Genomic DNA, 26,456 nt, shown 5'->3' with positions numbered 1-26,456 from the left:
TGTCACCTGATCTATACCGCATGCTTTGTTATGCTTTAGCTCTTTATAACATTCAGCAAGATTCTCTGCGTTTATCAGATGAATTAACGATTAAATTTCAATCGTTTATCTTGCCTGGCTCTTACTGCTATCTGATTTAGTTTTCTTTGCACGTTATTCCAACCTCCGTTGTATTGGCATAGCAATTCCTAAACCAGTCACTATATTGCTGACCGCTTCCCCTTGTATGTGGCTTTCCCACACTCTGAGTACTATCAATCAGTCCGACTTCCTTTATATCTTCCGTCAGTACTCGCCTTTGTTGACTTGTTCCAACGTACCTTAATAGGAATACAAAGGATCTCCCAAGTTTACGTAAACTCCATCTCAACACGTGATACGGCCTCAGATCCCGATAGAGTGAGTGATAACTTGCCCTATTGTTACCCTTCTTGCTGTCTTCCACTATATGCAACGTGTCGACCTCTATGACATCGAGAATTTCGGGACTCAATACCTTCACTTTCGTTGTACCCTGTGTTGTCCATTCCACTAGCTTTACTACGCTCGTTACCTTACGCAGCATAGTGGTTTGTTCCAGCCTGCTGGCTAGGCTTTGCCTGGGTTGGATTTTCACCAACTGGACTTTACGCACTTTGCTTGGCGCACGCATGTTTCACCTAAAAAGGACACATTTTAAACTTCTTTGTTGAAATAAAATAGAAACAAAAGTGCTGTTTCCTGCGGCTTCTGGATAATTTAATGGTAAAAGTTTTAGAGAGAAATTTTATACACTATCGCTGATATTTTTCCTTAAGTTGACGCCATTGGCTGAACAGATACACTCAACTAATGGTCAATACATCTTCTATTAAAAATTGTACAAATTCATTGCCATTCCAGTAATTCATAGAGATTTTACCCAAAATAGCTTTAACATTACCCTGCATGATAGCAGAGCCAAGATGAGTATTTGCAGAACGAAATGCAATAGCTCTTACCATAACATTATCATCAGCAATAAAACATTTTATATGGTCAACTCCTATAACTTCAGGCTTTCTTATCTTTGCTCCTTGGATAATAAACCTTGGTTCAGGATTTCCAACTCCAAATGGTCCCAAGCGTTGCAATTGATTCCATAAAGACAAATTTATTGCTTTAGCAGTTACTATACTATCAGCTTTTAAAGTTTTCTCATTTATAGAGTTTGAAAATCTTTCAGTAAAAAAATCATGCAAATCATTTATTTTGTCTTCTTTAATTGAAAATCCTGCCGCCATACTATGGCCACCACCTTCAATAATCAAATTTATAAACTTTGCGGAAAGGACTGCAGCACCGATATCAACTCCCAAAATTGATCTACAGCTTGCTTTTCCTATTCCATTATTTAAAGATATCACTACTGTTGGCAAGTGAAACTGCTCCTTTAGCCTTGATGCAATTATACCAATTATTCCCTGGTGCCAATTGCCACTTATCATTATAAAATTCGCACCTGATTGGGCAGACTTTTCCGCTTGTGCTGTAGCTTCCAAGAGAGCCTCATTTTCTAACACTTTTCTTGCATTATTCAAATCTATTAATTTTAGCGCGATTGAATGTGCCTCTTCATCATCATCGGTGGAAAGCAACCTTGCACCAAGCGATGCTTCTCCAATTCTTCCTCCAGCATTTATGCATGGCCCAATACTAAACCCTAATCGAGAAACACTTGGTTTTTCAAGGATTCCCAAAGCATCAAATAAAACACGCAAGCCAACGTTTTTTCTTGTTGACATAACTTTTAATCCTTGTGAGACAAGTGCTCTATTGAGGCCTGTGATCTGCATAACATCACAGACAGTTCCCAGGGCAACCAAATCCAACAGATCAAATAAATCTGGTTCTTTTTTGTTGGTAAAAAATCCTTGCTCACGTAGGCTTTTATTAAGAGCAACAATTAGCAGAAATGACACTCCAGCTGCTGCTAGGTTATTATAAGGAGAGCTCTCATCAAGGCGGTTTGGATTCACAACTGCTACGGCGCTTGGTAATTTTTCCGTACCAAGGTGATGGTCAACAACTATAATATCAAGACCAAAAGCCTTTGCATCTTCTATTGGTTGATATGCGAGCGTACCACAATCAACGGAAATACATAAATCAATTCCATTCTTTTTAAGTTGTAATAAAGCATCTGTGTTTAATCCATAACCCTCATCAACACGATCTGGAATGTAGATTATAGAGTGTATATCGATTGCTCTCAGGTACCTGTTAATCAATGCTGACGACGTTGCACCATCAACATCATAGTCACCAAATATTGCAAGGTTTTCATCATTTTTTATTGCCCGTATTATACGAGAAACAGCTTTATCCATATCAAGAAGGTGAAAGGGATCTGGTAATAGCGATCTGATTAGTGGATATAAGAAGTCGCTTGCATTTTCTATGTTAACACCACGAGTAACCAATATTCTTGCTAATATTTCTGGTAACTCAAATCTCTGTGTAAGAGTTAAGATTTGCCTTTGATCTGCTTCTTGCAACTTCCACAATGCATTTGTTATGCTGCGCTTTTCAATTTCAAGTAGCATATTCTTTCTTTGTAAATAAAACTACTTTACCAGAATTTTTAAGCTTGTTCTATAATTGTATTAGACTTCTGCATAACCTAAACTAAGTAGAAAAAAGGTATCATCTAAGTAGCTGACACTGGTCTCCATCCAAGAGGGCAGTAGCCCCTTCGGTGTCATTCCAGCGCGTGACCAGGTCTTTTTAGCTATCATAGGATGACAGAAGCAGACACTCCACTTTGTCGTTCCAGTGCCTCCTTTTTTTGTCATTCCAGTGCCTTGACTATTTGGATCCAGGAAAAAGAATGGTGTCATCCCAGTGCCCCATAAGTGTTGAAAGTATCAAAAATAACGTGATATGAGATGATCAACGGCATGTAAATTACCTCCCGACAGTAAAACAATCGAACGTATAAAAGAGTCATTTAGATCCAATGTGAATTGCAGTAATGCTATTTTGAACCCATGTAGATTATTTTTGATTTTATAAACAAGAAATAACAAAGCCGTAATAATAATCATGTAAATATACACCTTCATGCCATTCATAGTATGGCTTAAAAAGTGCTTATATCCAAGATTTTGCTTTATAAATTTAAAGAACACTTCTATATCCCATCTGCGCCTATATAGCTCTGTTACTTCATAAGCTGGCATTTCAAACAAGTTTGTCAAAAACCATATTTCATCTCCAATTTTATTTCTGATTTTTATTAGCCGTAGATCATGCTTTTCTGCCACTTTACCTCGTGCACGATAAAGATTAACTATTATATCTTCTAAAATCTCTGATCCATCCGATTTTTGTTCTCTTATAACTTTGTTCCTGCTTATAACATCATGTTTTCTTCCTACTTTAACTCTTGTGATAAATTTGTACTCCTTTTCATCAAATTCGGCAAAAGTTCCAACTTTTCTGATTCCTCTATCAAATAATAAAATATCCTCTTTTTCAACTTTAGCTTCATTAATTGCTCTCACTAATGCTATATCTTCACTACTTTCTTCTTGTCCTTTACAAAATCTTATACTTGTCGGCAATTGATCCTTTAATCCTACACTCACTTTAACTTGACTGTCGTTACTTTTACCGCCTATTTTTAGCCCATCTTTTATGAGATATCCCGATAAATTTATGATCGTCGAATCAAACTTATGTAAGTTATTTAATGTTTTTTGGGGTAATAGCTTTTTAATCTTGCTCATCAAATCAATATATACTCCCTTAAAATATTCTGGATTTATAACTTTTAACCTTTTTGACAAACCACTGTATGTTACTGTACTTTTATCGCTATTCTTATCCATTATACACCTGTTTATTACCATTTCTAGCGCTCTTAGGCTTGTTTTTTGCCCCATTAATATTAACTTCATTAGACCTTTAAATATAATCTTGCCCAACAATTTAGTATTACATTTATCTACTTCACTTAATTTTCCTAGCCTTTCTAAATCCTCATCTTTTATTAAATTTAGTACTCTTTCTATTTGATCCATTATTGCCTCCATTTTCTTGCAATAATAGTTCTTTATGTCTTTTTTGTGTTACTTTCAACACTTATGCCATTTATCCCCTAAGCCATCTGTATATTGCACGCTTGTACTTGTTTCTATCATTTTGATCCTAAATTATTTAGCTTACTCACTTTTTACATTTGTGGGTAAAAGTAAGAATCAAACCAAGGAGGATAGCATGATAAATAATTTGGATTCAATAATTCTTGGAATAAAAGATGGTGAAAAGGCGATTGAAGATTTAAGGGTTGTTCTTAAAAAAAGAAAAGAAGAAGTTATTACTACACAGACATTTAATTACGCTTTACAATGCCCACAAACTACAAAGGAAGCGATAGTACACGAAATTCTGCTTCATTTTATACAAAATCCTGGCGAGCAATCACTAGAACAAGTAATACAATACTTAGATGGAGCAATACAATCTAGGATATATGCAAAAAACAACCCAATAAGAAATCTAGATGAAGAATTTCGTACTCATATAAACTTTAAAGATGAAGAGGGAAATACATTACTACATCATGCAGTTATAGGTAATAAAACTGAAGAAATAACCACCCTGCTTGTTACATATAGTGCAAATCCTTTGATACAAAACGCGGATAATAAAATTCCTTCAGATTTAGCTCAAGGAAAAACAAAAGAAGTGCTTATTAAAAGTATGAAAAAACAAGCTAATACGAAAAAAGAAAGCGCTATGATAGGCAGTTTAGTGCCTGGCATGATAATTGGTGGTTTTCTTAGTGTTGTACTTGGAGCTGGTGTGTGTGTTGCAGTAAGTCTTTCTGGTAGTATGATACTAGGTGTAATGATAGCATCTTCTCTTGTTGCTAGTATAGCTATTGAACTGGCCATGTATTTTTTGAGTCAAGACTATGAACAGGCTAAAGCGATAGAAAAAACTATTAGCACTGTTAGCTCTGTTAGCTCTGAAATATCTGTTGGTGCTGCAAATGGTAAAAATGATAAAGAAGGGCAACAACTTACATAGAAAAAGCTATAGTATTTTTCAAACTAAATAATAAACCTTGTAATTAGGATATTCTGGATTCCAGCGGGCTTTGTTGCATCACACTTTATGAGATGGTGATTTATGGTAAATTCATGTAACTATCTCAAATTTAGCCATACCAATATCAGTGAATTTATTAAGCAAATAGCATTTGATTAGCAGTTCTTTTTCTCGATTTATCTCAGATTTATTCCTAAAACTAAATCCGAATATTTGCTTTAATCTTGAGAAAAACCCTTCAATATAAGATCTTTTCCCATAATTTACTTCTTTTTTCCATTCTTTCATGCCATCTTCACCGTATAATTTTATTAACCTAATAGCAGCATTCCTGTCAGACATATAATCTATTTCTGGATGTTCTGCCGCATTGTTTATTGGTGGAATTTTTGTCTTTATATCATATTTGTTACACAACTTATAAAACTTGTGCCTATCACATGCTCTATCTGCATATAGTGCTTTTATGGCATGCTGAAAATCAACTTCTTTTAGCAAATCACAAGCTCCATAGTGATCAGAGTAGACACCGTTACTGTATTTTACAGCTATGGCTTTTTTGTTGTTTATATTCAACATTACGTGCAATTTTCTCGTTTGCTCATAGCCACGATATTTTCTGTCAGTGCTATTTTCCTTGCTGTGACCAGGAGTGTTGTTGTATATACTAATTCCTGTACTGTCTATAGCAATTTCGATATCTTCCATATTATTTTTATCAATTCTGCAATCATTTATCTTAATATTAAGTTTCTTAAACCTTCTTGATGCTTGTGAATAGCTGATAACTGCCAAATCTCTTCCTATTTGTTGCAAATACCCTTTTATAAACCCGACTGTTTGTCTTAAACCAATTCTAAAGAAACTGACGATTATATGCACCAAAATCACAACTTTATCACTATAAATATAGTTGCCGCCCTGCATTTTTGGACAATTCTCGTACCAATTTTCTATGGCGTCATTGATATAACAAAAAATGCTTCCTCTTTCTTGGAGAAATTTGTTATATTCATGGCAGTTACTGACTCTCATTTTTTGTGGCATATTTTTTCTTCAACAGTTAAATGGCTATTTATAATGAATTTTGTCAGTAACTGCCAGTTCTTTTCACTTGAGCGATGCAACAAAGCCATTCCAGCGTCACGCGCTGGAATGACAACTGCGTTTTTTGTTTTTTTGTCATCAAATACTCCTACTCTTTATGTCATCCAAGTGTCCTGACTACTTGGATCCAAGAAATTTAATTGTTTTAAATTTTCCCCTCTATACACCTATTTAAAATTTATGTTATTCACATGTGCAATATAATCTATAATAACGTTTATCAATACAATATATTAAAAAATATTATGAGCTTCGTAAAAGAAAAAAACACCCCTGTGATGGAGCAGTATTTGAACCTGAAAGCTCAATACAAAGATCATCTGCTATTTTATAGGCTAGGAGATTTTTATGAATTGTTTTTCAATGATGCTATTAAAGCTGCGAAATTGCTGAATATAGTGCTAACCAAGAGAGGTAATTCGTGTGGGCAGGACATACCAATGTGTGGAGTGCCAGCACACAGTAGTGAATCTTACCTACACAAGCTAATAGATTTAGGATTCAAAGTAGCAATCTGTGACCAATTAGAAACTGCTGATGAAGCAAAAAAGAGGGGCTATAAATCCATAGTAAAACGTGATGTAGTGCGAGTTGTAACTCCAGGTACAATTATAGAAGATTCACTACTGGAGGATAAAAGCAATAATTATCTCGCGTCCATAGTTGAACAAAATGACGAATATGCTATTAGTTGGCTTGAATTATCGACGGGAAAATTTTTTCACACTTTAACGAGTTTGAAAGCTCTAGATAGTGATTTATTGCGTATATCACCAAGAGAATTATTAATTTCTGAAAAATTCACTGAGGATGAAAAAATTAGATCGATTTTAAAAAATTATAAAATATCAATTACGCAACACGCACAGAGCTTTTTTGAGTATAGTAAATCTCACAGAACATTATGCGAGTTTTATAAAATCAGGGAACTTGGGAGTATAGGAAATTTCAGCAAAGTAGAAATCATGGCGTGCGGTGCACTGCTTGAATATGTCAGAGTAACACAAAGGGGCTCTATTCCAAGGCTTGAATTCCCAAAAACCTATAAGCAACAAAATTTCATGCTTATTGATGCTTCAGCAAGGAGAAATCTTGAGTTGTTTTCAACTCAATTTGGTGAAAAGAAAGGTTCACTAATTTCAGTTATTGATCACACAGTAACAGCCTCTGGTGGACGCCTGCTCAAACAAATGCTCGCTTCACCCCTTGCTTGCTCCAAGGCAATCAATTTGAGGCTCAGCACCGCTCAATTTTTTGTAAATAATCATGAGCCACGCAGAAAAATACGAGAGATATTATCTAACATTCCGGATATTGAAAGGTCTTTATCGCGCTTAATACTAGGGCGTGGTTCACCAAAGGATATGAACCTATTAAAAATAGGCCTAGGAAAAACTTTGGAGTTGTCTGAGTTTCTGTCTACCTTGCATAATTATTGTTTAAGTGAAAAATCAGAAATTAACTCTCAGATGTCATTCCAGTGCTTGACCGGAGAAAAGGAACCAGTGTCTACTACTCAGGTGATAAGTAGTGACGAAAGTGAACTAAGCACAATACATAAGAGCCTTGGCAATCATAAAGACCTATTTGAACTGTTAAATAGTGCTATACTCGATAATAACCTCAGTTCCGTGAAAGAAGGAGGATTTATTCACTCAAAATACAACTCAGAATTATCTGAGTTATCCTACATATTAAATAATAGTAATAAACTAATAACCAAACTCCGTGAATCTTATCGCGACCTAACTGGCATTGCCGCACTCAAAATATTACACAACAACATACTTGGTTATTACGTTGAAGTGTCGGCAAATCACAAAATAACTTCGGATATATTTATTCATAGGCAAAGCTTAGCAAATAGCATGCGCTACACTACTAATGAATTGAAAGAACTAGAAAATAAAATTCTTACGGCACGTGATGCTGCAATCGGCTTAGAAATGAAAATTTTTAGTGAACTGTGTAGTGAAGTCGCTAAAGAATCTGAAAAAATTGCTCTTGCTGCAAATGCTTTGGCAAAACTTGATATTAGAACCGCATTTGCAGAGCTTGCAGTGCAAAATAATTACGTAAAACCCATTATTGATGACAGCAAAGAGTTCAATATCTGTAGCGGAAGACACCCAGTGGTTGAAGTTAACGATAAATTCATTGCAAATAGCATCAATTTAGCTGGTATACATCTAATTACTGGTCCTAATATGGCTGGAAAAAGCACTTTCTTGAGGCAAAACGCTCTCATTGCAATTTTAGCTCACATGGGGTCATTTGTGCCAGCAGAGAGTGCACATATTGGAGTGATTGACAAGATATTCAGCAGGGTTGGCGCAACGGATAATATAACAGCTGGTTATTCTACCTTCATGGTAGAGATGATCGAAACAGCAACGATAGTAAATCAGGCAACGGACCGTTCCTTGGTGATACTTGATGAAATTGGTAGGGGCACAGGGGTGTATGATGGATTATCTATTGCACAGGCGGTGATTGAACATATTCACAATGTAAATAAGTGCCGCGCCATTTTTGCAACTCATTATCATGAATTAACTAAAGTAAGCAAATACTTGAAGAACGTGAAATGTTTTTGTGTAAAAATAAGAGAGTGGAACGGAGAGGTTATCTTTCTACATGAAGTAATTGAAGGCATTGCAGATGAGTCATATGGAATACATGTAGCAAAACTTGCTGGTTTTCCTGATTCTGTTTTAAATAGAGCAAGTGAAGTGTTTGAGGAGCTGAAGGCTTGAATCATTATTATAAGTGAAGAATTACCTATACAATCGTGGTAGTAGCTATAGAAACGAAAAACTTACTTGACACCCTTCGCCAGCGCCCTTATCATGATAGTGAGGCTATTGTGTTTGCTTTCGCCAATCTGCAGATTAAAAGGTAAGGATTACTTAATGTATCGGCGTCTTATGTTCAATTTTTTGCAGTATATAGATACTGTATGTCTTTACAAAACTTCATCTACATCTAGATTTTTATCTAAATAAGCTGAACGCGCTTATAAAGCGTTACAAGACATCAAAAAATGCCAATACTCGACAGAGATAGTAAAAGACTAGCTAACTCGGGGATTCTTTGTCTTTTTTTCTGCTTAGTAAACTTCTTAAACATTTGCAGCGTAAGTTAGTTGCAATTAAAAGCAGCTTAATCTTGCTTGTCAAGCGTTTAAAACATAAAAAACGCCAATATTTTAAAGCGGATAATAACCCCAGGGCTTCTTTTGCCTTTTTTTTTATTCGGTAAATTTCTTAATATTTATAGCTAAACGACAATCGTCATCCCGCAGCGGGATCTAGAGATACCGCGGCGTTATGACAGTTCGCGGCGGTATGACGTAGAGTGCTGTCATTCCAGTGCTTGGCACTGGAATCCAGCCTTTATTATGCAGCCACTTGGTTGAAATTAAGTCTTCTAGATCCCAGTGTCAGCTACTTGGATGACAGGAGAAGGAAGCACTGGGATTGGGATGGAAAAGGCTATTTGTGTTATGCCAATGAGTGATAGAAAGTTCTGCAAGAAGTCATTAATTGCAAAAATTTAATATAAGTGGTAAAGTAGAACCACTGAATAAAAAACATATGTTAATTAATACAACGTCGGAGCTGGAGGACATATGTGAGGGGTTGATAGCAAAAAAGCCAAAATTTATAGCAATTGACACGGAGTTCATTAGAAATAATTTAATCTACTACCCAAAATTATCGTTAATTCAAATTTCTTACGGAGAGAAGAGTTTTATTGTAGACGCATTAGTGCCAGAAATTGATTTATCATTCATTAAGAAAATAATGCTAAATCAGGGGATAACCAAAGTGTTTCATAGCTGCCGGCAGGATATAGAATCCTTACTCACTGTGTTTAAATGTATTCCCACTCCCATTTTTGATACCCAAGTTGCTGCTATGTTTTGTCATTATTATCATGACTTTATTGGTTACTCAAAAGTAGTGGAGCAATATCAAGGAATAGCACTGGATAAAATTAAAGCTAAAAATTCAGATTGGTTAAGGCGTCCGTTGTCCGAAGATCAGTTAGATTATGCAGTAAACGACGTGGTACACCTATATGACCTATACCAAATATTGTGCAATAAACTTGAAGAAAATAATAGGATGGGTTGGTTTCAAGAAGAGATGGAATCAATAGTTGATATAAATAAGTATTTACATAGCCCAAAAGATGCATGGAAGAGGATTAAATTTAATTATGAAGTAAATCCAAGATTGATACTAACTGTTAAAGCAGTTAGTGAGTGGCAAGAAACCTTAGCACAGCGCTATAATATGAACCGTAATAAAATAATCAATAATGCTGTAATAGCTGATTTTATTGAAAAAAATGTAGAGCATGTTGATGAGATTTTAGATGATCTCAAGAGGAATACAAAAAATATAAAAGATGCGGATTTACTAGAGTTTGTGAATATTTTTAATGAAAATGAGAGAAATTGGATGCAGCAAAACAACACCTTATCGAGTAATTATGACAAATCTGTACTTGATATACTCTCAATTATTTTAGATAGTAAATGTAAAGAAAGTAACATATCAAGGAAATTAGTTTCTTCAAAAGATGAGTTAACCGGGTCAATATCTGGACAGACAGATAAATTATTCAAGGGATGGAGATATGATTTTTTTGGCAGGTCAGTTGAATCATTTTTGAACACAAGCTCAAAATTTGAGATTTCAGCAGTGAAATCCGCAAATAACATAACCAAAATTCAGAGTAATTTAGTGGAGAATAACTGTTGCTAAAGTAACTTAGATTTATCGACAATCGTCATCCCGTTACGTGTTAGTGGCTAAGAGATACCGCGGCGGTATGACGGTTAAGTAGGGTGTCATCCCAGTGCCTTGACTACTTCGATCCAGGAAAATTGATTGTAAACGAGCAAACATTTTCGATAAAATTACCAAAAAGCTAGATCCCAGTGTCTGGGCACTGGGATGACACCACCTACAAATTGCAATGTTCGTATAGTTATGTGCTTGACACTGGGATCTAGAAAATCTAGTTAATATATATAGAGAAACCTTAGCTATAGTTTCAAAAGAAGTCGAATGTATTTTGTTATATGATTATAAGTCTAACAGGCGGAATTGGGGTAGGAAAGAGCTTTGTAGCTAATTGCTTTCAAGAGTTTGGTGCTGTTGTATTTGATGCTGATTCTGTTGTACACCAACTTTATAAAGTGGATAAAAGCATAATAAGTTATGCAGAGAAAAATTTTCCTGGAGTGGTAGTAAATGGTGAAATAGATAGAACAGTACTGTCTAAATATTTCTTAGCCTACGATGAAAATTGGAAACAATTTCAATCTTTGGTTCACTCTGCTGTGCTGCGTGAATTAGAATTTTTTATTGCCAAGGAAAAAAAGATCGATAGAAAACTTTTAGTTTTAGATGTGCCACTTCTATTAGAAACAAAATTTTATTTATATTGCGACCTTATTGTTTTTGTTCATGCAGATAGCGTTGTGCAAGCTCAAAGACTTAACGAACGCAACATAGATAAAGAAAAGCTTAATCTAATCTCCGATGTTCAGTTATCTATTGAGGAGAAAAGGAAGATGAGTGACTTTATTATCGATACCAGTGTAAGCAAAGAGTATGTTTTTTCTCAAGTAAAAGATATAGTGGATTCATTAAACCTAAACACGTAGCTCTACGTCATACCGCCGCGGTATCTCTAGATCCCGCTAACAAGCAGCGGGATGACGGTTGTCAGGATCCCAGCAGCCTCCCTCCCCTGTCATCCAAGTAGCCCCCTATGGTGTCATCCCAGTGCCCAGACACTGGGATCCAGGAAAATTGATTGTGCACTATAGCAACATTTTTGATCAAAAACTGGATTCCAGTGGGCTTTGTTGCATCACACTTTATGAGATGGTGATTTATGGTAAATTCATGTAACTATCTCAAATTTAGCCATACCAATATCAGTGAATTTATTAAGCAAATAGCATTTGATTAGCAGTTCTTTTTCTCGATTTATCTCAGATTTATTCCTAAAACTAAATCCGAATATTTGCTTTAATCTTGAGAAAAACCCTTCAATATAAGATCTTTTCCCATAATTTACTTCTTTTTTCCATTCTTTCATGCCATCTTCACCGTATAATTTTATTAACCTAATAGCAGCATTCCTGTCAGACATATAATCTATTTCTGGATGTTCTGCCGCATTGTTTATTGGTGGAATTTTTGTCTTTATATCATATTTGTTACACAACTTATAAAACTTGTGCCTATCACATGCTCTATCTGCATATAGTGCTTTTATGGCATGCTGAAAATCAACTTCTTTTAGCAAATCACAAGCTCCATAGTGATCAGAGTAGACACCGTTACTGTATTTTACAGCTATGGCTTTTTTGTTGTTTATATTCAACATTACGTGCAATTTTCTCGTTTGCTCATAGCCACGATATTTTCTGTCAGTGCTATTTTCCTTGCTGTGACCAGGAGTGTTGTTGTATATACTAATTCCTGTACTGTCTATAGCAATTTCGATATCTTCCATATTATTTTTATCAATTCTGCAATCATTTATCTTAATATTAAGTTTCTTAAACCTTCTTGATGCTTGTGAATAGCTGATAACTGCCAAATCTCTTCCTATTTGTTGCAAATACCCTTTTATAAACCCGACTGTTTGTCTTAAACCAATTCTAAAGAAACTGACGATTATATGCACCAAAATCACAACTTTATCACTATAAATATAGTTGCCGCCCTGCATTTTTGGACAATTCTCGTACCAATTTTCTATGGCGTCATTGATATAACAAAAAATGCTTCCTCTTTCTTGGAGAAATTTGTTATATTCATGGCAGTTACTGACTCTCATTTTTTGTGGCATATTTTTTCTTCAACAGTTAAATGGCTATTTATAATGAATTTTGTCAGTAACTGCCAGTTCTTTTCACTTGAGCGATGCAACAAAGCCATTCCAGTGTCAAGCACTGGAATGACACCCTTCCGATGGGAACTGCTCTCAAACTACAACAGCATGAGTAGCTATAGAAGCTTTAATGATACAAGAAAAAATAAACAGCTATCATTTTTTTAGTAATTAAGTAAAATAGAGTGAAAGATTGCGAGGAAGTTTTGAAAAATAAGATAAAAAAGATAGTAATTTCAGGAAAGGAAGTGTGGCCAATCATCGAGGGCGGCAAAGGCATTGCAGTTAGTGATGGAAGATCAAGCGGAGCATTTGCTGCAGCAGATGCTGTGGGTACATTTTCTGGTGCAAATGCTAAGCTTATTGATGATAATGGCGAGTTAGTGCCACTAATTTATAAAGGCAAAACAAGAAATGAAAAGCATAGTGAATTGATTGAGTATAGTATTGAAGCTGGAATTAGTCAGGCAAGAATAGCAAATGAAATATCAAAAGGTCATGGAAGAATACACATGAATGTACTTTGGGAGATGGGAGCAGCAGAACGCGTGCTTCATGGCATATTAGAAGGAGCGAAAGGTTTGATTCATGGTATTACCTGCGGTGCTGGTATGCCTTATAGGCTTGGAGAAATTGCAGCTAAATATCAGGTTTATTATTACCCTATTATCTCATCGGTGCGTGCTTTTAAAGCATTATGGAAGCGTGCTTACCAAAGAATATCTTCCTATTTGCTTGGTGGAGTAGTGTATGAAGATCCATGGCTTGCTGGAGGGCACAATGGACTGAGTAACAGTGAAGACCCAGAGCTACCACAGGCTCCATTTGAAAGAGTTGCAGAGCTTAGATCTTTCATGAACGAGATCGGTCTTTCAGAAACACCAATTGTTATGGCAGGAGGAGTGTGGCATTTGAAAGATTGGGAACATTGGTTTGACAATCTGCAAATTGGACCAATAGCTTTTCAGTTTGGCACTCGTCCACTTTTGACGAAAGAAAGCCCAATTTCTGCAGAGTGGAAAAAGAAGCTACTCACTTTAGAAGAAGGTGATGTATTTTTAAATAAATTCAGTCCAACAGGGTTTTACTCATCTGCAGTAAAAAATAACTTCATACGTGAGTTGCAGGAACGGAATTCACGTCAAATAAAGTTTTCAGAAAATGCTAGCGAAGAATTTAATAATGAATTTGCAATGGGTAGCAGAGGTAGAAAGATCTACCTTACTGCAAAAGACAAAGAACTGGCAAATACATGGACTAAAGCAGGGTATACAGAAGCAATGAAAACTCCAGATACAACTGTTATTTTTGTGACGCCAGGCAGGTTTGCAGAGATAAGACAAGATCAAATCAATTGTATGGGATGCTTAAGTCATTGTTTGTTTAGCAATTGGAAAGATCATGGTGACCATTCAACAGGACGAAAGCCAGATCCGCGTAGTTTTTGCATACAAAAAACACTGCAAAACATTATACAGGGTGGTGATATTGAGAACGAACTCATGTTTTCCGGGCACAATGTGTACAAATTTAAGCAAGATCCATTTTATGAGAATGGCTACGTACCGGCAGTAAAAGAACTGGTGGAAAGGATATTGACTGGGTATTGAGCTTACTATTACCCACAAATAAAAACATAGTATTGTATTTACTCAAATAATTTAATTTTATTAACCTGAAAGCTTATTAGATTAAAATTATTAAACTAAGAGTTATAATTTTAGCAACTAAAAGCTGTAAATTGCACCATATAAACAGTTATTTCAAGCAAAAGTTATGCCATTAAGAGCTATGCAACAAACATTTATATTTGTGGGTAATAGTAAGGGTATTGAGTCAGTGACCTTACCCAGAAAAAGTGGAGAGAAAGTGTGGAATGTTTTTTACAAAAAGAATGATGCATCAAATTGTTCTGGAATGCAATAGTTAATAGTGACGTTGTTTGTTATAAAAAATTTCTAAGTATTCAAATATTGCAGTTCTAGTTTGTTGAGCAGAGTGTTGTGAAGTATCAATAAGTATTTCTCTTTTCAATGAGCTAAAGAAGCTTTCTGCAACAGAATTGTCGTAACAACAGCCTTTATTACTCATCTATATTCTTTACAGCTAAGAGATATTGATACCCTTGCGCAGTATATTGTGAACCTTGGTCACTGTGCAGCAGTAGATTTTTAACAGGTTTACGCCTATTAATGGCCATTAATAAAGAGTTCATAACCAATTGTTTATTTATTGCACTACTCATTAACTACCATACGTGAGAATTATTGCTGCCAAATATAGCCATCCCTCCTTGGTTTTGATGTAAGTAATCCCATACTTTATTTGGTTGATCAACAATAAAGTTTTGATCTAGTATATTGGGAGCTACAGCTCTATTATCTGTTTGTTGTTTTTTAATTTTAAACTTTCTTCTCAGTATAGCCCTGATGTCATTTTTCTGCATAATACTTTGCACCGTTTTCAAATTGCAACTTTTACCCAAAGCCTTCAATTCAGCATGAATTTTAGGAGCTCCATATCTACATTTAGAAACTTGATATATTTTTTGAATAGCTGCGAGTAGCTCTTTATTTGCTGATTCTCTACTGCTTATTTTTCTTGTGGTCCACTTATAGTAGCCACTAGCAGAAAATCCTACATAATTCCTGTACTTTATAGCAGTTACTATATAAAAAAATATTTTACTCTTTTTGACTGGCCAGGGCTTTTTTTTAAATGTCTCTTTCCCTTGTTACTTTTGCTAACTCTTTCTGTAAATCAAACCTCTCTTTGTCGTAAGGAGCCATGTTACCTCTACCTGGAAATGCATTTGCCGCTGACTTTTTTTCGTTATATTTCTTCATCCATTTTCCTAATACACTATCCCTTATTCCTAGATCTCTTGCTACTTTTGCAACTGGTTGACCTACCTTTCTTTGTTCATTTGCCAGCTTAACAGCTTCCAATTTGAATTCTGCCGTATATTCTCTTACCATTTCTAATCCTCCAAAATTTTATTTTACCCGAAAAAACTCTTTTCTTTCTCTCCACTTTTTCTGGGTAAGGTCAGTTTACTGGCCTCTCCATGAGTGAGATTGAAAAATTAAGTGGAAATCTGTGAACGGACAATGGCGTCAACTTAAGAACTTTCATTAGCAAACTCTCCTAAAGACATGATGGCGTTTGGGCTTATCTACCTTATCGCGGCTATACAATCGTCCCGGTCGGATTTTAACTTTAGCGCGTATACTTGCTCTATCAAAAAGGGCTTGAAAGTTTTTTGGCGCAATAAGTACCTGATAGAGTTTCTGCCTCATTACACCAAATAAAACCGAAAAATTTAAACGATACTCAGCAATTTGATCTGGATTCCAAGGCCCTTGTGCATCACACATATGAAGCGACAATATATTACACATGACTAAGTTTGCCCAAAATTCTTGTAATACAGCCTCTAAATTTACGCCAGAAAAATTCTCTAACTCTGCACCTATTTTGAGTCGTTTATAGCACTCCTCTATATGCCACCTTAATACATAAGCTTTGCTGATATCTTCCAAAGTAAATTTTTCTCGATCAAAAAGTGAAGTAACCAATACCTCTGTTTCTCCGTTGGCTAATGTCAGCACTATTACTCTTACTTTCTGTCCTTTCATTTTATTTTTTAGCTTTTCATTTTCTAATATAAAATCGAAATCTAATTCTCCAGATGCAATTCGTTCCCATAGCTTGCTATAATTTCTTTTTTGCAAGCGAAAAATAAAATCTACTTCCAAATCATAATGCTGCTGAATGAATTTTACTGAAGACGATCATAGATAAATAATAATTTCTTTTGATTTAATGAACGCATTTGAGTGATAACTTCGGGTAATTGCTCTTCCGCCAACGTTTGTTCACCTATATTCCAAGCCGCAAGACGAGCACTACAAATCAGCGAAGTACACAAATCAACAAACAAATTGCCAATGGTGGCATTGTGCCTGTTGTTCCATTTGGTTTAAAGCGGCCAAACTCGGATACAATTTCCTCAGAGCTGGGTAATCTCATACCAGAACCATCTGCTGCAATAAGCCTATAGCCTCTCCAACTCAGGCTCATCTTGATAGGCTGTTTGGATGCTTAAATTCTTTAAAACCTGTATGATAAATCTTATATCTTGCTTTAGAAAAAGCTTGCTTTGAGGGTACATGTCAATGGCTCCATAAGTTCACATTCTATTCCCAAACTTTTTTTAACTAACTTTAAAATCATAGAAAATACTGCCGAAAAAGGAAGTTTTCTTGTTCGTGTAAAACTCAACACAATGGATTCTCTGAAAAGCTTTCGAGTATATTATATTTTTAATTTGTAGAATAAAATTTTTTCCTTTTTGTTTGGTAGAAGTCATAGTTTTAAATCCTCCTGATTAAGTTTTATCGCTATGACTCCCCCACCAGAACCGTGCTTGCAGCTTTCCCGCACACGGCTCCACAATGTAGTATTCACAGCATTTCCTATTTTGTATATAATGAGTAGCATATTCTTGGTTTTGGTAATGGATTAACTTGTAGATAGTGTATAAATTGCTTTGAATTCATACTCTTCTTCTGACTACGTCGGTTTATCCATTTATACGCTAGCTTGATTACCCGCCAGAAGAATTTATTCAACCACCGGTAATTTCCGCTAACTCCGAAGTAGTTATAGTGTCCTGTTAGTTTTGCTTTAAGTATTGACCACCAATCTTTAAGGTGAACTTTATTTCGGATCTTTTTCACCCATTCTTTGATTTCTTTAAGTTTTCTAGATAGATTTTCTTTCGAGGTTTTATGACCTACCATTACTCTACCTTTACGACTCCTTGTACCATAATGGGTGAATCCTAGAAAGTTGAAACTTTCCGTTTTTCGTTTCTCCCTTATTCCTTGTTGCCACTCCTTTTTGCCAAACTTTACTATTCTTGTTTTGTCTTCAGATATTTCCAGTCCAAATTTTCCTAGCCTTTGTTTCAGTGACTCTAAGAGTTCTCTAGCATCTTTTTCTCTTTCGCAGCAAATCAGGTGATCGTCTGCATACCTAACTAGCTCCATATAACCTTTAGATCTTAGCTTGAATTTCTTTTCAAACCACAAATCCAGCACATAATGCAACTATATATTAGCTAGTATAGGACTTACTATTCCCCCCTGAGGTGTGCCTAGTTCAGTTGCTTCATAATGTCCTGCTTCGACTACTCCTGCCTTAAGAAATCGTTTTACTAACCACAGTATGTTTGGGTCTGTTATCCGTTCTCTCAAGCATCTCATTAGCCATTTGTGCTGGACATTATCAAAGAATTTCTTGATATCAACTTCTACTACATAGTTAGTTGGTCTGTACATAACTGCTTTATTTAGTGCATTTACCGCTTGATGACAGCTTCTACCAGGACGAAAACCATATGAGTTATCCAGAAAGTTAGCTTCATAAATATTTTCTAATATCTTCTTCAGCATTATCTGGACTAACTTATCTTCTGTAGACGGTACTCCAAGCCCGCGTTTCTCTTTGCTTCCAGCTTTTGGTATATATACTCTTTTCACTGGTTGCGGTTGATATCGCTTTCTTTTCATACTATCCACCAGAGTGTTGAGCTTCTCTTCAAGATTTTCTCCATAAGCTTCTACTGTCACCTGGTCTATACCGCATGCTTTGTTATGCTTTAGCTCTTTATAACATTCAGCAAGATTCTCTGCGTTTATCAGATGAATTAACGATTAAATTTCAATCGTTTATCTTGCCTGGCTCTTACTGCTATCTGATTTAGTTTTCTTTGCACGTTATTCCAACCTCCGTTGTATTGGCATAGCAATTCCTAAACCAGTCACTATATTGCTGACCGCTTCCCCTTGTATGTGGCTTTCCCACACTCTGAGTACTATCAATCAGTCCGACTTCCTTTATATCTTCCGTCAGTACTCGCCTTTGTTGACTTGTTCCAACGTACCTTAATAGGAATACAAAGGATCTCCCAAGTTTACGTAAACTCCATCTCAACACGTGATACGGCCTCAGATCCCGATAGAGTGAGTGATAACTTGCCCTATTGTTACCCTTCTTGCTGTCTTCCACTATATGCAACGTGTCGACCTCTATGACATCGAGAATTTCGGGACTCAATACCTTCACTTTCGTTGTACCCTGTGTTGTCCATTCCACTAGCTTTACTACGCTCGTTACCTTACGCAGCATAGTGGTTTGTTCCAGCCTGCTGGCTAGGCTTTGCCTGGGTTGGATTTTCACCAACTGGACTTTACGCACTTTGCTTGGCGCACGCATGTTTCACCTAAAAAGGACACATTTTAGACTTCTTTGTTGAAATAAAACAGAAACAAAAGTGCTGTTTATTGCATTCTTTGGATAATTTAATGATAAAAAATTTAGAGAGAAATTTTATACACTATCGCTGATATTTTTCCTTAAGTTGACGCCATTGTCCGTTCACGGATTGTGAGAATGAATAAAGAACTAAGCAGTCGTAACTTTTGGAAGGGATTTTGGCCATTGAGACGTGATGTCAAAAATATCAACAACATTCTTTCCACAAATCTTTCTCCATGTTCCGACCAGGTGAAAAAGCTGTTTTTACGATAGCCGTCTAATTTGCCGTTCTGCAAGGTTGTTGATTGACTTCAGGCTTTCGTAAAAACTTCCACACCATATCCTCGGCCTTAACATCTTAATGGCCATTCTCAAACCATTTACAAGCCTTGTCATTTCATGCCCCCCCTTTTTGCATTAGTTGTGTAGCATCTTTTAATATTAGCAAGGCCTATAATAGTGCAACACTGCCTTACGTATTGCCAATCCAAATTCTACTTGCTGTAAAATAACACAATCTGCTACATCGCTGCTAATCTCAATCCCTCTGTTTATTGGCCCTGGGTGCATAACAATCGCATCTGGTTTTGCGTATGATAGCTTTTGTGAATCAAGTCCATACAAATAAAAATATTCTTTCTCTGAAGAACTATTATTCATGCGCTCTTTCTGCAATCTCAAAAGCATAATTACGTCAGCATCCTTTATACCTTCAATTAATGAATAATGGACTGAATCTACTTCAGGAAAATGCTTACAAATCAAAGTTGGTGGTGCGACCAAGTTTATCTCTGCTCCAAACATTTTTAGCAACCTTATATTTGACCTTGCAACTCTGCTGTGCAGAATATCTCCACATATCACAACTTTGAGGTCCTTTATTTGCTTTTTGTGATTGCTGATTACAAGATAGTCTGCAAGAGCTTGAGTTGGATGTTCACTACTTCCATTGCCTGCATTGATTAGCGAGCAGTTAACATACTTTGCCAGTGTATTAATGATACCACTACTTTTATGCCTGATTATTATGTAATCAGGATTCATTGCATTTAATGTTTTGATCATGTCTTTTAGATCTTCTCCCTTGTTAATAGAAGAAGATCTTATTGGCAAAGTTACAACATTTGCTCCAAGGCTTTTTGCTGCTATTTCAAAAGACGCAAGTGTACGCGTTGAATCTTCAAAGAATAAATTTATTACTGTCTTATTTTCCAAGATATGACTATTTGCAACTTCTTTTTTAAGGTACTGGTTGGCCAACTTAGTTATATTTTCTACATCATCGACTGTAAGGTCTGAGATGTTTAACAAATTCCTTCTCTTGTTCATAGTTTCCTTTTCAACTACTTGAACCTATTCTACTTTCTTATTACCTTTTTTCAATAGACTTCTTGTGCAGCAATTGTTTTGGTGAAAGAACGGAAAAAGATAGTAAAGTCAAAATTAAGTTAGAAGGAAGAAAAAGTTCAGCGAGTCAAGAGTAAGGTATATTAGCATAAATCTTTCATCCCAATGTTTAGTGGCGCTGGGGATTACTTCCACTTACACTCATCCGCTATCATAACAGCCTCAAAAAGATGCTTCTCAAGTTCACTTAGAGGCAAATCACTTTGTGAATAATTTCCCCAAGATTTTAGTATATCGGAAGTTTCAACGCCTTCAATAATAGGATATTCTTGGTTTTTTTTAGCGTATAACTCTTGAGCCTGCTTGCTTACTAAAAATTCCAATAAGACTATAGCATTTTCCCTGTTTTTTGCGTTTTTTGTTACTGCTGCACCACTGATGTTTACCATTACACCGTGATCGTTGCGATTAGGAAAAAAAGCCCCTAGCTTGTCTGCAACATTCTTTTTATTTTCTGATGAAAGAATTCTCGCAAAGTAGTAGCTGTTTACTATTGCAACATCTCCCTCACCCGCTGCTACGGCGTAAATTTGATCAGTATCACCACCACTTGGTTTTCTTGCCATATTGCTCACAATTCCGCTTACCCATTCTTTCGTCTTTTCAAAACCATTATTTGCAATCATAAAAGCAATTAACGATCTGTTATATGGACTTGTAGAAGAACGCACTAATATTTTTCCTTTCCATTTTTCATTTGCTAAATCTTCATAAGTACTTAAGTCCTTAGGGTCTACTGACTCTTTATTGTAAACCAATATCCTAGCTCTTTTTGTAAGACCAAACCAATAATCTTCACTGTCTCTAAATCTTGCAGGTATAACACTTTTTAAAAACTCTGAATCTACTTGAGATAAAAGTCCTCTTTTTTTTGCTAGAATTAAGTTGATTGCATCAGCAGTCAAAAATAAGTCAGCTTCACCACCGTTTTCCATTCGTGAAAGTAGCTGAGAATAATCATCAATGATGTAACGTACTTTAATACCTGTATTTTTCGTGAATTCATCAAACAAAGTACGTACTAATTCTTCTTTGCGCGATGAATAAACATTTACCACTTGTGAGTCATTAGTTCCGTCGTTTCTGTATAAATAAGTAATAACTATCAATATAATTGCTATTAAGGATGTGAATATAAAGGCTTTTTTCATATTGGATAAAAAATAACTTCTTTCAGTTAAAGTTACCAAGATGGTACAACTTTAGCAAGTGTAAAGTTCGTTAGATAAATCATAAAAACTTCCTTGACAAGCTTCGCCAGCCCCCTTATTATAACACTGAAGCTATTTATTTATCTTCGCAATCTCTGCAGTGGATTAATGACAAAAAACTTAATGTATTTGGCGTAAATCATGCTTAATTTTTTGTTTGGTAGAAGTCATAGTTTTAAATCCTCCTGATTAAGTTTTATCGCTATGACTCCCCCACCAGAACCGTGCTTGCAGCTTTCCCGCACACGGCTCCACAATGTAGTATTCACAGCATTTCCTATTTTGTATATAATGAGTAGCATATTCTTGGTTTTGGTAATGGATTAACTTGTAGATAGTGTATAAATTGCTTTGAATTCATACTCTTCTTCTGACTACGTCGGTTTATCCATTTATACGCTAGCTTGATTACCCGCCAGAAGAATTTATTCAACCACCGGTAATTTCCGCTAACTCCGAAGTAGTTATAGTGTCCTGTTAGTTTTGCTTTAAGTATTGACCACCAATCTTTAAGGTGAACTTTATTTCGGATCTTTTTCACCCATTCTTTGATTTCTTTAAGTTTTCTAGATAGATTTTCTTTCGAGGTTTTATGACCTACCATTACTCTACCTTTACGACTCCTTGTACCATAATGGGTGAATCCTAGAAAGTTGAAACTTTCCGTTTTTCGTTTCTCCCTTATTCCTTGTTGCCACTCCTTTTTGCCAAACTTTACTATTCTTGTTTTGTCTTCAGATATTTCCAGTCCAAATTTTCCTAGCCTTTGTTTCAGTGACTCTAAGAGTTCTCTAGCATCTTTTTCTCTTTCGCAGCAAATCAGGTGATCGTCTGCATACCTAACTAGCTCCATATAACCTTTAGATCTTAGCTTGAATTTCTTTTCAAACCACAAATCCAGCACATAATGCAACTATATATTAGCTAGTATAGGACTTACTATTCCCCCCTGAGGTGTGCCTAGTTCAGTTGCTTCATAATGTCCTGCTTCGACTACTCCTGCCTTAAGAAATCGTTTTACTAACCACAGTATGTTTGGGTCTGTTATCCGTTCTCTCAAGCATCTCATTAGCCATTTGTGCTGGACATTATCAAAGAATTTCTTGATATCAACTTCTACTACATAGTTAGTTGGTCTGTACATAACTGCTTTATTTAGTGCATTTACCGCTTGATGACAGCTTCTACCAGGACGAAAACCATATGAGTTATCCAGAAAGTTAGCTTCATAAATATTTTCTAATATCTTCTTCAGCATTATCTGGACTAACTTATCTTCTGTAGACGGTACTCCAAGCCCGCGTTTCTCTTTGCTTCCAGCTTTTGGTATATATACTCTTTTCACTGGTTGCGGTTGATATCGCTTTCTTTTCATACTATCCACCAGAGTGTTGAGCTTCTCTTCAAGATTTTCTCCATAAGCTTCTACTGTCACCTGGTCTATACCGCATGCTTTGTTATGCTTTAGCTCTTTATAACATTCAGCAAGATTCTCTGCGTTTATCAGATGAATTAACGATTAAATTTCAATCGTTTATCTTGCCTGGCTCTTACTGCTATCTGATTTAGTTTTCTTTGCACGTTATTCCAACCTCCGTTGTATTGGCATAGCAATTCCTAAACCAGTCACTATATTGCTGACCGCTTCCCCTTGTATGTGGCTTTCCCACACTCTGAGTACTATCAATCAGTCCGACTTCCTTTATATCTTCCGTCAGTACTCGCCTTTGTTGACTTGTTCCAACGTACCTTAATAGGAATACAAAGGATCTCCCAAGTTTACGTAAACTCCATCTCAACACGTGATACGGCCTCAGATCCCGATAGAGTGAGTGATAACTTGCCCTATTGTTACCCTTCTTGCTGTCTTCCACTATATGCAACGTGTCGACCTCTATGACATCGAGAATTTCGGGACTCAATACCTTCACTTTCGTTGTACCCTGTGTTGTCCATTCCACTAGCTTTACTACGCTCGTTACCTTACGCAGCATAGTGGTTTGTTCCAGCCTGCTGGCTAGGCTTTGCCTGGGTTGGATTTTCACCAACTGGACTTTACGCACTTTGCTTGGCGCACGCATGTTTCACCTAAAAAGGACACATTTTAGACTTCTTTGTTGAAATAAAACAGAAACAAAAGTGCTGTTTATTGCATTCTTTGGATAATTTAATGATAAAAAATTTAGAGAGAAATTTTATACACTATCGCTGATATTTTTCCTTAAGTTGACGCCATTGGCTGAACAGATACAATGTTATAACTAGGGATAATTTTTAAATGATTGATATTTATGAACTACGACTTTTCTTGTTGTCCACTTGTTCAACATTACCCTTCTCAAGTTTACTATCTACTTCTTTTGTGTGTTCATCATCTATACTAGTTTCATCTTTTATCTTACTAGGGTAATCTTCCTGCGATTTTTTATATGCTTCCATGTTGTCATATATAGGGTTACTGATGATTTCTATTTTTTCAGGTGTGAAAATCCTTGCTAAAAATCTCCTTATTATTGGTATTGACCTTAAGAAATCTCTTAGCTTTGAAGATTCTTGTCTTTTGTTTAGAGACTGTTGGTCTATTTTAGAGGTTTTTACACCATACTTTTTATCATCAAAATTTATTGTAGGCTTTCTTTTATTCGAAAGAACACTTTGGGCCTTTGATCCATTGGTTCCTTCAGGCCCTTGAGGTGTAGAAATTGCAGGTTTAACCTTAGTTTCATCGTATTCCTTACTCATCTTTCATTTCATTATGTAATATTACTAATATTGCATAATAATAGCTAAATTACAATTAATTGCAAGGTAAAAATATTAAAACAATTGTAAATTTTGTCAGTAAAAATATAATAGAACTTTGAAATTAGAGGTTCATCTATATGGGATACAAAATTTCTGTTATTGGAGCAACCGGAAGAGTAGGGCGTGAGGTATTAAGCACGCTTGCTGAATTTCAAGATGAGGCGATAGATTGCGTTATTGCACTTGCATCGAAAAAATCAGAAGGGAAGAAGGTGAGCTTTGGTGACAAAGAGTTAACAGTTTTATGCCTTGAGGATTATGACTTCGTTGGAACTAATGTAGCCATTTTCTGTGCTGGATCTCATGTTTCTGAAGAGTATGTACCAATTGCAACACAGGCTGGATGCATCGTGATAGATAACAGTTCCCATTTTAGAATGAAAGAGGGTGTGCCACTCATTATTCCAGAGATTAATAAAGAAAAAATTATGGAATATAAAAACCACAACATAATATCCAATCCAAACTGTACTACAATACAGATGCTGCTAGTACTACATCTATTACACCAAAAAGCAAAAATAAAGAGAATCGTTGCTTCAACTTATCAATCAACTTCTGGTGCAGGCAAAGCAGCAATGGATGAGCTCTATGACCAGACAAAAAAAATCTTTATGAACGAAGCTAAAAAACCCAAGATATTCTCTAAGCAAATAGCATTCAATTGCATTCCCCATGTAGGAGAATTCATGGAAAATGGTTCTACAGAAGAGGAATGGAAAATGCAAGAGGAGACAAAAAAAATTTTAGAGGAAGATATAAAAGTTACTGCAACTTGTGTAAGGGTACCCGTCTTTATCGGTCACGCTATGGCAGTAAATGTGGAATTTGATCAACATATCACTGAAGAACAAGCTCGTGAAGTGCTAAGTGAAGCCGAAGATAGTGGAGTTTTAGTGTACAACAGGCGTGAAGATAGTGAATACATAACTCAAATTGATGTTGTACAGGAGAATGCTGTATATGTATCGCGTATTAGAAGAGACAATACTGTTGAGCACGGATTAAATATGTGGATAGTGGCTGACAACCTGCGCAAAGGCGCAGCATTAAATATAGTGCAGATTCTTGAGATTTTGATAAGAGAGCATTTGTCAATCAAGTGCATATAGAGCGCACGTACGTTGTAATTCGAAGGAAATTTGTATACCACATGGCAGCGCGTGACGCTGGAATGGCTTTGTTGCATCGCTACTTATGAAAGGCTAACTATAATTAGGATTATAAGCAACTTATTGAAAATCTTGTTTTTTTGCAATCAATCTGATCAAATTTAAGAATAGTAATTTGTTATTTATATTAATAAATTTAATTCTATTGAAAATAGCTAAAGCATTGAAATTCTTGAATTTTAGCCGGATTAGTGAGTGGTAGTGAAATTTCTTTTACTCAAATTTAGGTATTCACTGACCGTTCTTGTTATAAATACCAGAATAATAAGCTACTGATATTCTCCACCTTTTTTATCTTTAATCCATCATAGCTAGCGATGCAACAAAGCCGGCTGGATTCCAGTGTCAAGCACTGGAATGACACCATTTGCTGTGCAGTTTACCTTCAAAAATGAATGTTCGTACAGCTATGGAATAAATTGCGGTATGA

General features: G+C 35.9%; 15 protein-coding genes and 4 pseudogenes. 7 read left to right on the top strand and 12 right to left on the bottom strand.

The genetic code is table 11. From position 1 onward, the window contains the following. Positions 1-824 precede the first annotated feature (824 nt). Genes recJ through NL281_RS06850 form a run of 3 tightly spaced genes read right to left on the bottom strand, consistent with a single transcriptional unit; the run spans position 825 to position 4,055 of the window. A complete protein-coding gene (gene recJ, locus NL281_RS06860; RefSeq protein ID WP_253303226.1) occupies positions 825-2,564 on the bottom strand; it encodes a single-stranded-DNA-specific exonuclease RecJ in 1,740 nt (579 codons plus the stop codon). Between the two features lie 60 nt (positions 2,565-2,624). Further along, positions 2,625-2,858 (bottom strand): hypothetical protein, encoded by a 234-nt coding sequence (locus NL281_RS06855; protein ID WP_010962507.1) that lies wholly within the window; start codon positions 2,856-2,858, stop codon positions 2,625-2,627. A gap of 27 nt (positions 2,859-2,885) precedes the next feature. Beyond that, a complete protein-coding gene (locus NL281_RS06850; RefSeq protein ID WP_253302993.1) occupies positions 2,886-4,055 on the bottom strand; it encodes an IS4 family transposase in 1,170 nt (389 codons plus the stop codon). Positions 4,056-4,239: 184 nt separating this feature from the next. On the opposite strand from NL281_RS06850, the gene NL281_RS06845 reads away from it, so the two are divergent. Then, positions 4,240-5,055, top strand: a complete 816-nt coding sequence (locus tag NL281_RS06845; RefSeq protein ID WP_253303225.1) for an ankyrin repeat domain-containing protein — start codon at positions 4,240-4,242, stop codon at positions 5,053-5,055. A gap of 111 nt (positions 5,056-5,166) precedes the next feature. Here the strand turns inward: NL281_RS06845 and NL281_RS06840 are convergent, their stop codons facing one another. After that, on the bottom strand, positions 5,167-6,123 hold the full coding sequence (locus NL281_RS06840) for an IS5 family transposase (protein WP_253303014.1): 957 nt from the start codon (positions 6,121-6,123) through the stop codon (positions 5,167-5,169). A gap of 305 nt (positions 6,124-6,428) precedes the next feature. Here NL281_RS06840 and mutS point away from each other — a divergent pair, with 305 nt between their 5' ends. From mutS to coaE, 3 genes are all read left to right on the top strand, one after another. After that, on the top strand, positions 6,429-8,939 hold the full coding sequence (mutS, locus tag NL281_RS06835) for a DNA mismatch repair protein MutS (protein WP_253303745.1): 2,511 nt from the start codon (positions 6,429-6,431) through the stop codon (positions 8,937-8,939). Positions 8,940-9,779: 840 nt separating this feature from the next. Beyond that, on the top strand, positions 9,780-10,958 hold the full coding sequence (locus NL281_RS06825) for a ribonuclease D (RefSeq protein WP_253303744.1): 1,179 nt from the start codon (positions 9,780-9,782) through the stop codon (positions 10,956-10,958). 320 nt (positions 10,959-11,278) lie between these two features. Further along, positions 11,279-11,866 carry a dephospho-CoA kinase gene (coaE, locus tag NL281_RS06820; protein WP_006280338.1) on the top strand — a complete coding sequence of 196 codons (588 nt, stop codon included), beginning with the start codon at positions 11,279-11,281 and terminating at the stop codon, positions 11,864-11,866. 242 nt (positions 11,867-12,108) lie between these two features. Here coaE and NL281_RS06815 read toward each other — a convergent pair whose 3' ends face one another. Further along, positions 12,109-13,065, bottom strand: a complete 957-nt coding sequence (locus NL281_RS06815; protein ID WP_253303014.1) for an IS5 family transposase — start codon at positions 13,063-13,065, stop codon at positions 12,109-12,111. A gap of 248 nt (positions 13,066-13,313) precedes the next feature. On the opposite strand from NL281_RS06815, the gene NL281_RS06810 reads away from it, so the two are divergent. After that, the gene (locus NL281_RS06810; RefSeq protein WP_253303224.1) at positions 13,314-14,717 is read left to right on the top strand and encodes an NAD(P)H-dependent flavin oxidoreductase; all 1,404 of its coding nucleotides are present in this window, start codon (positions 13,314-13,316) and stop codon (positions 14,715-14,717) included. 166 nt (positions 14,718-14,883) lie between these two features. After that, positions 14,884-15,033, top strand: a complete 150-nt coding sequence (locus tag NL281_RS06805; protein WP_253303223.1) for a hypothetical protein — start codon at positions 14,884-14,886, stop codon at positions 15,031-15,033. On the opposite strand, the pseudogene NL281_RS09315 reads toward NL281_RS06805, so the two are convergent. From NL281_RS09315 to NL281_RS06765, 7 genes and pseudogenes are all read right to left on the bottom strand, one after another. Further along, positions 14,991-16,085, bottom strand: a pseudogene (locus tag NL281_RS09315) (IS3 family transposase). The gene NL281_RS06805 and the pseudogene NL281_RS09315 sit on opposite strands and share 43 nt — an antisense overlap. A 156-nt stretch (positions 16,086-16,241) precedes the next feature. After that, positions 16,242-17,479: pseudogene (locus NL281_RS06790) on the bottom strand (IS4 family transposase). Positions 17,480-17,585: 106 nt separating this feature from the next. Continuing rightward, positions 17,586-18,683, bottom strand: a pseudogene (ltrA, locus tag NL281_RS09310) (group II intron reverse transcriptase/maturase). Between the two features lie 1,189 nt (positions 18,684-19,872). Then, positions 19,873-20,760 carry an aspartate carbamoyltransferase catalytic subunit gene (locus tag NL281_RS06780; protein WP_253303221.1) on the bottom strand — a complete coding sequence of 296 codons (888 nt, stop codon included), beginning with the start codon at positions 20,758-20,760 and terminating at the stop codon, positions 19,873-19,875. A gap of 203 nt (positions 20,761-20,963) precedes the next feature. After that, on the bottom strand, positions 20,964-21,989 hold the full coding sequence (locus tag NL281_RS06775) for an extracellular solute-binding protein (protein ID WP_253303220.1): 1,026 nt from the start codon (positions 21,987-21,989) through the stop codon (positions 20,964-20,966). A gap of 337 nt (positions 21,990-22,326) precedes the next feature. Beyond that, positions 22,327-23,424: pseudogene (ltrA, locus tag NL281_RS09305) on the bottom strand (group II intron reverse transcriptase/maturase). A gap of 914 nt (positions 23,425-24,338) precedes the next feature. After that, positions 24,339-24,791, bottom strand: coding sequence for a hypothetical protein (locus NL281_RS06765; protein ID WP_012673310.1), 453 nt, complete (start codon positions 24,789-24,791; stop codon positions 24,339-24,341). Positions 24,792-24,931: 140 nt separating this feature from the next. Here NL281_RS06765 and NL281_RS06760 point away from each other — a divergent pair, with 140 nt between their 5' ends. Then, entirely contained in the window at positions 24,932-25,966 is a 1,035-nt protein-coding gene (locus NL281_RS06760) for an aspartate-semialdehyde dehydrogenase (protein ID WP_253303219.1), read from the top strand. Positions 25,967-26,456 lie beyond the last annotated feature (490 nt).

It is taken from the genome of Wolbachia endosymbiont of Phyllotreta cruciferae, from assembly GCF_918697765.1.
Lineage (GTDB): Bacteria > Pseudomonadota > Alphaproteobacteria > Rickettsiales > Anaplasmataceae > Wolbachia > Wolbachia pipientis.
The sequence above is the reverse complement of the archived record's forward strand: the minus strand, read 5'-3'. Positions and strand labels throughout refer to the sequence as shown.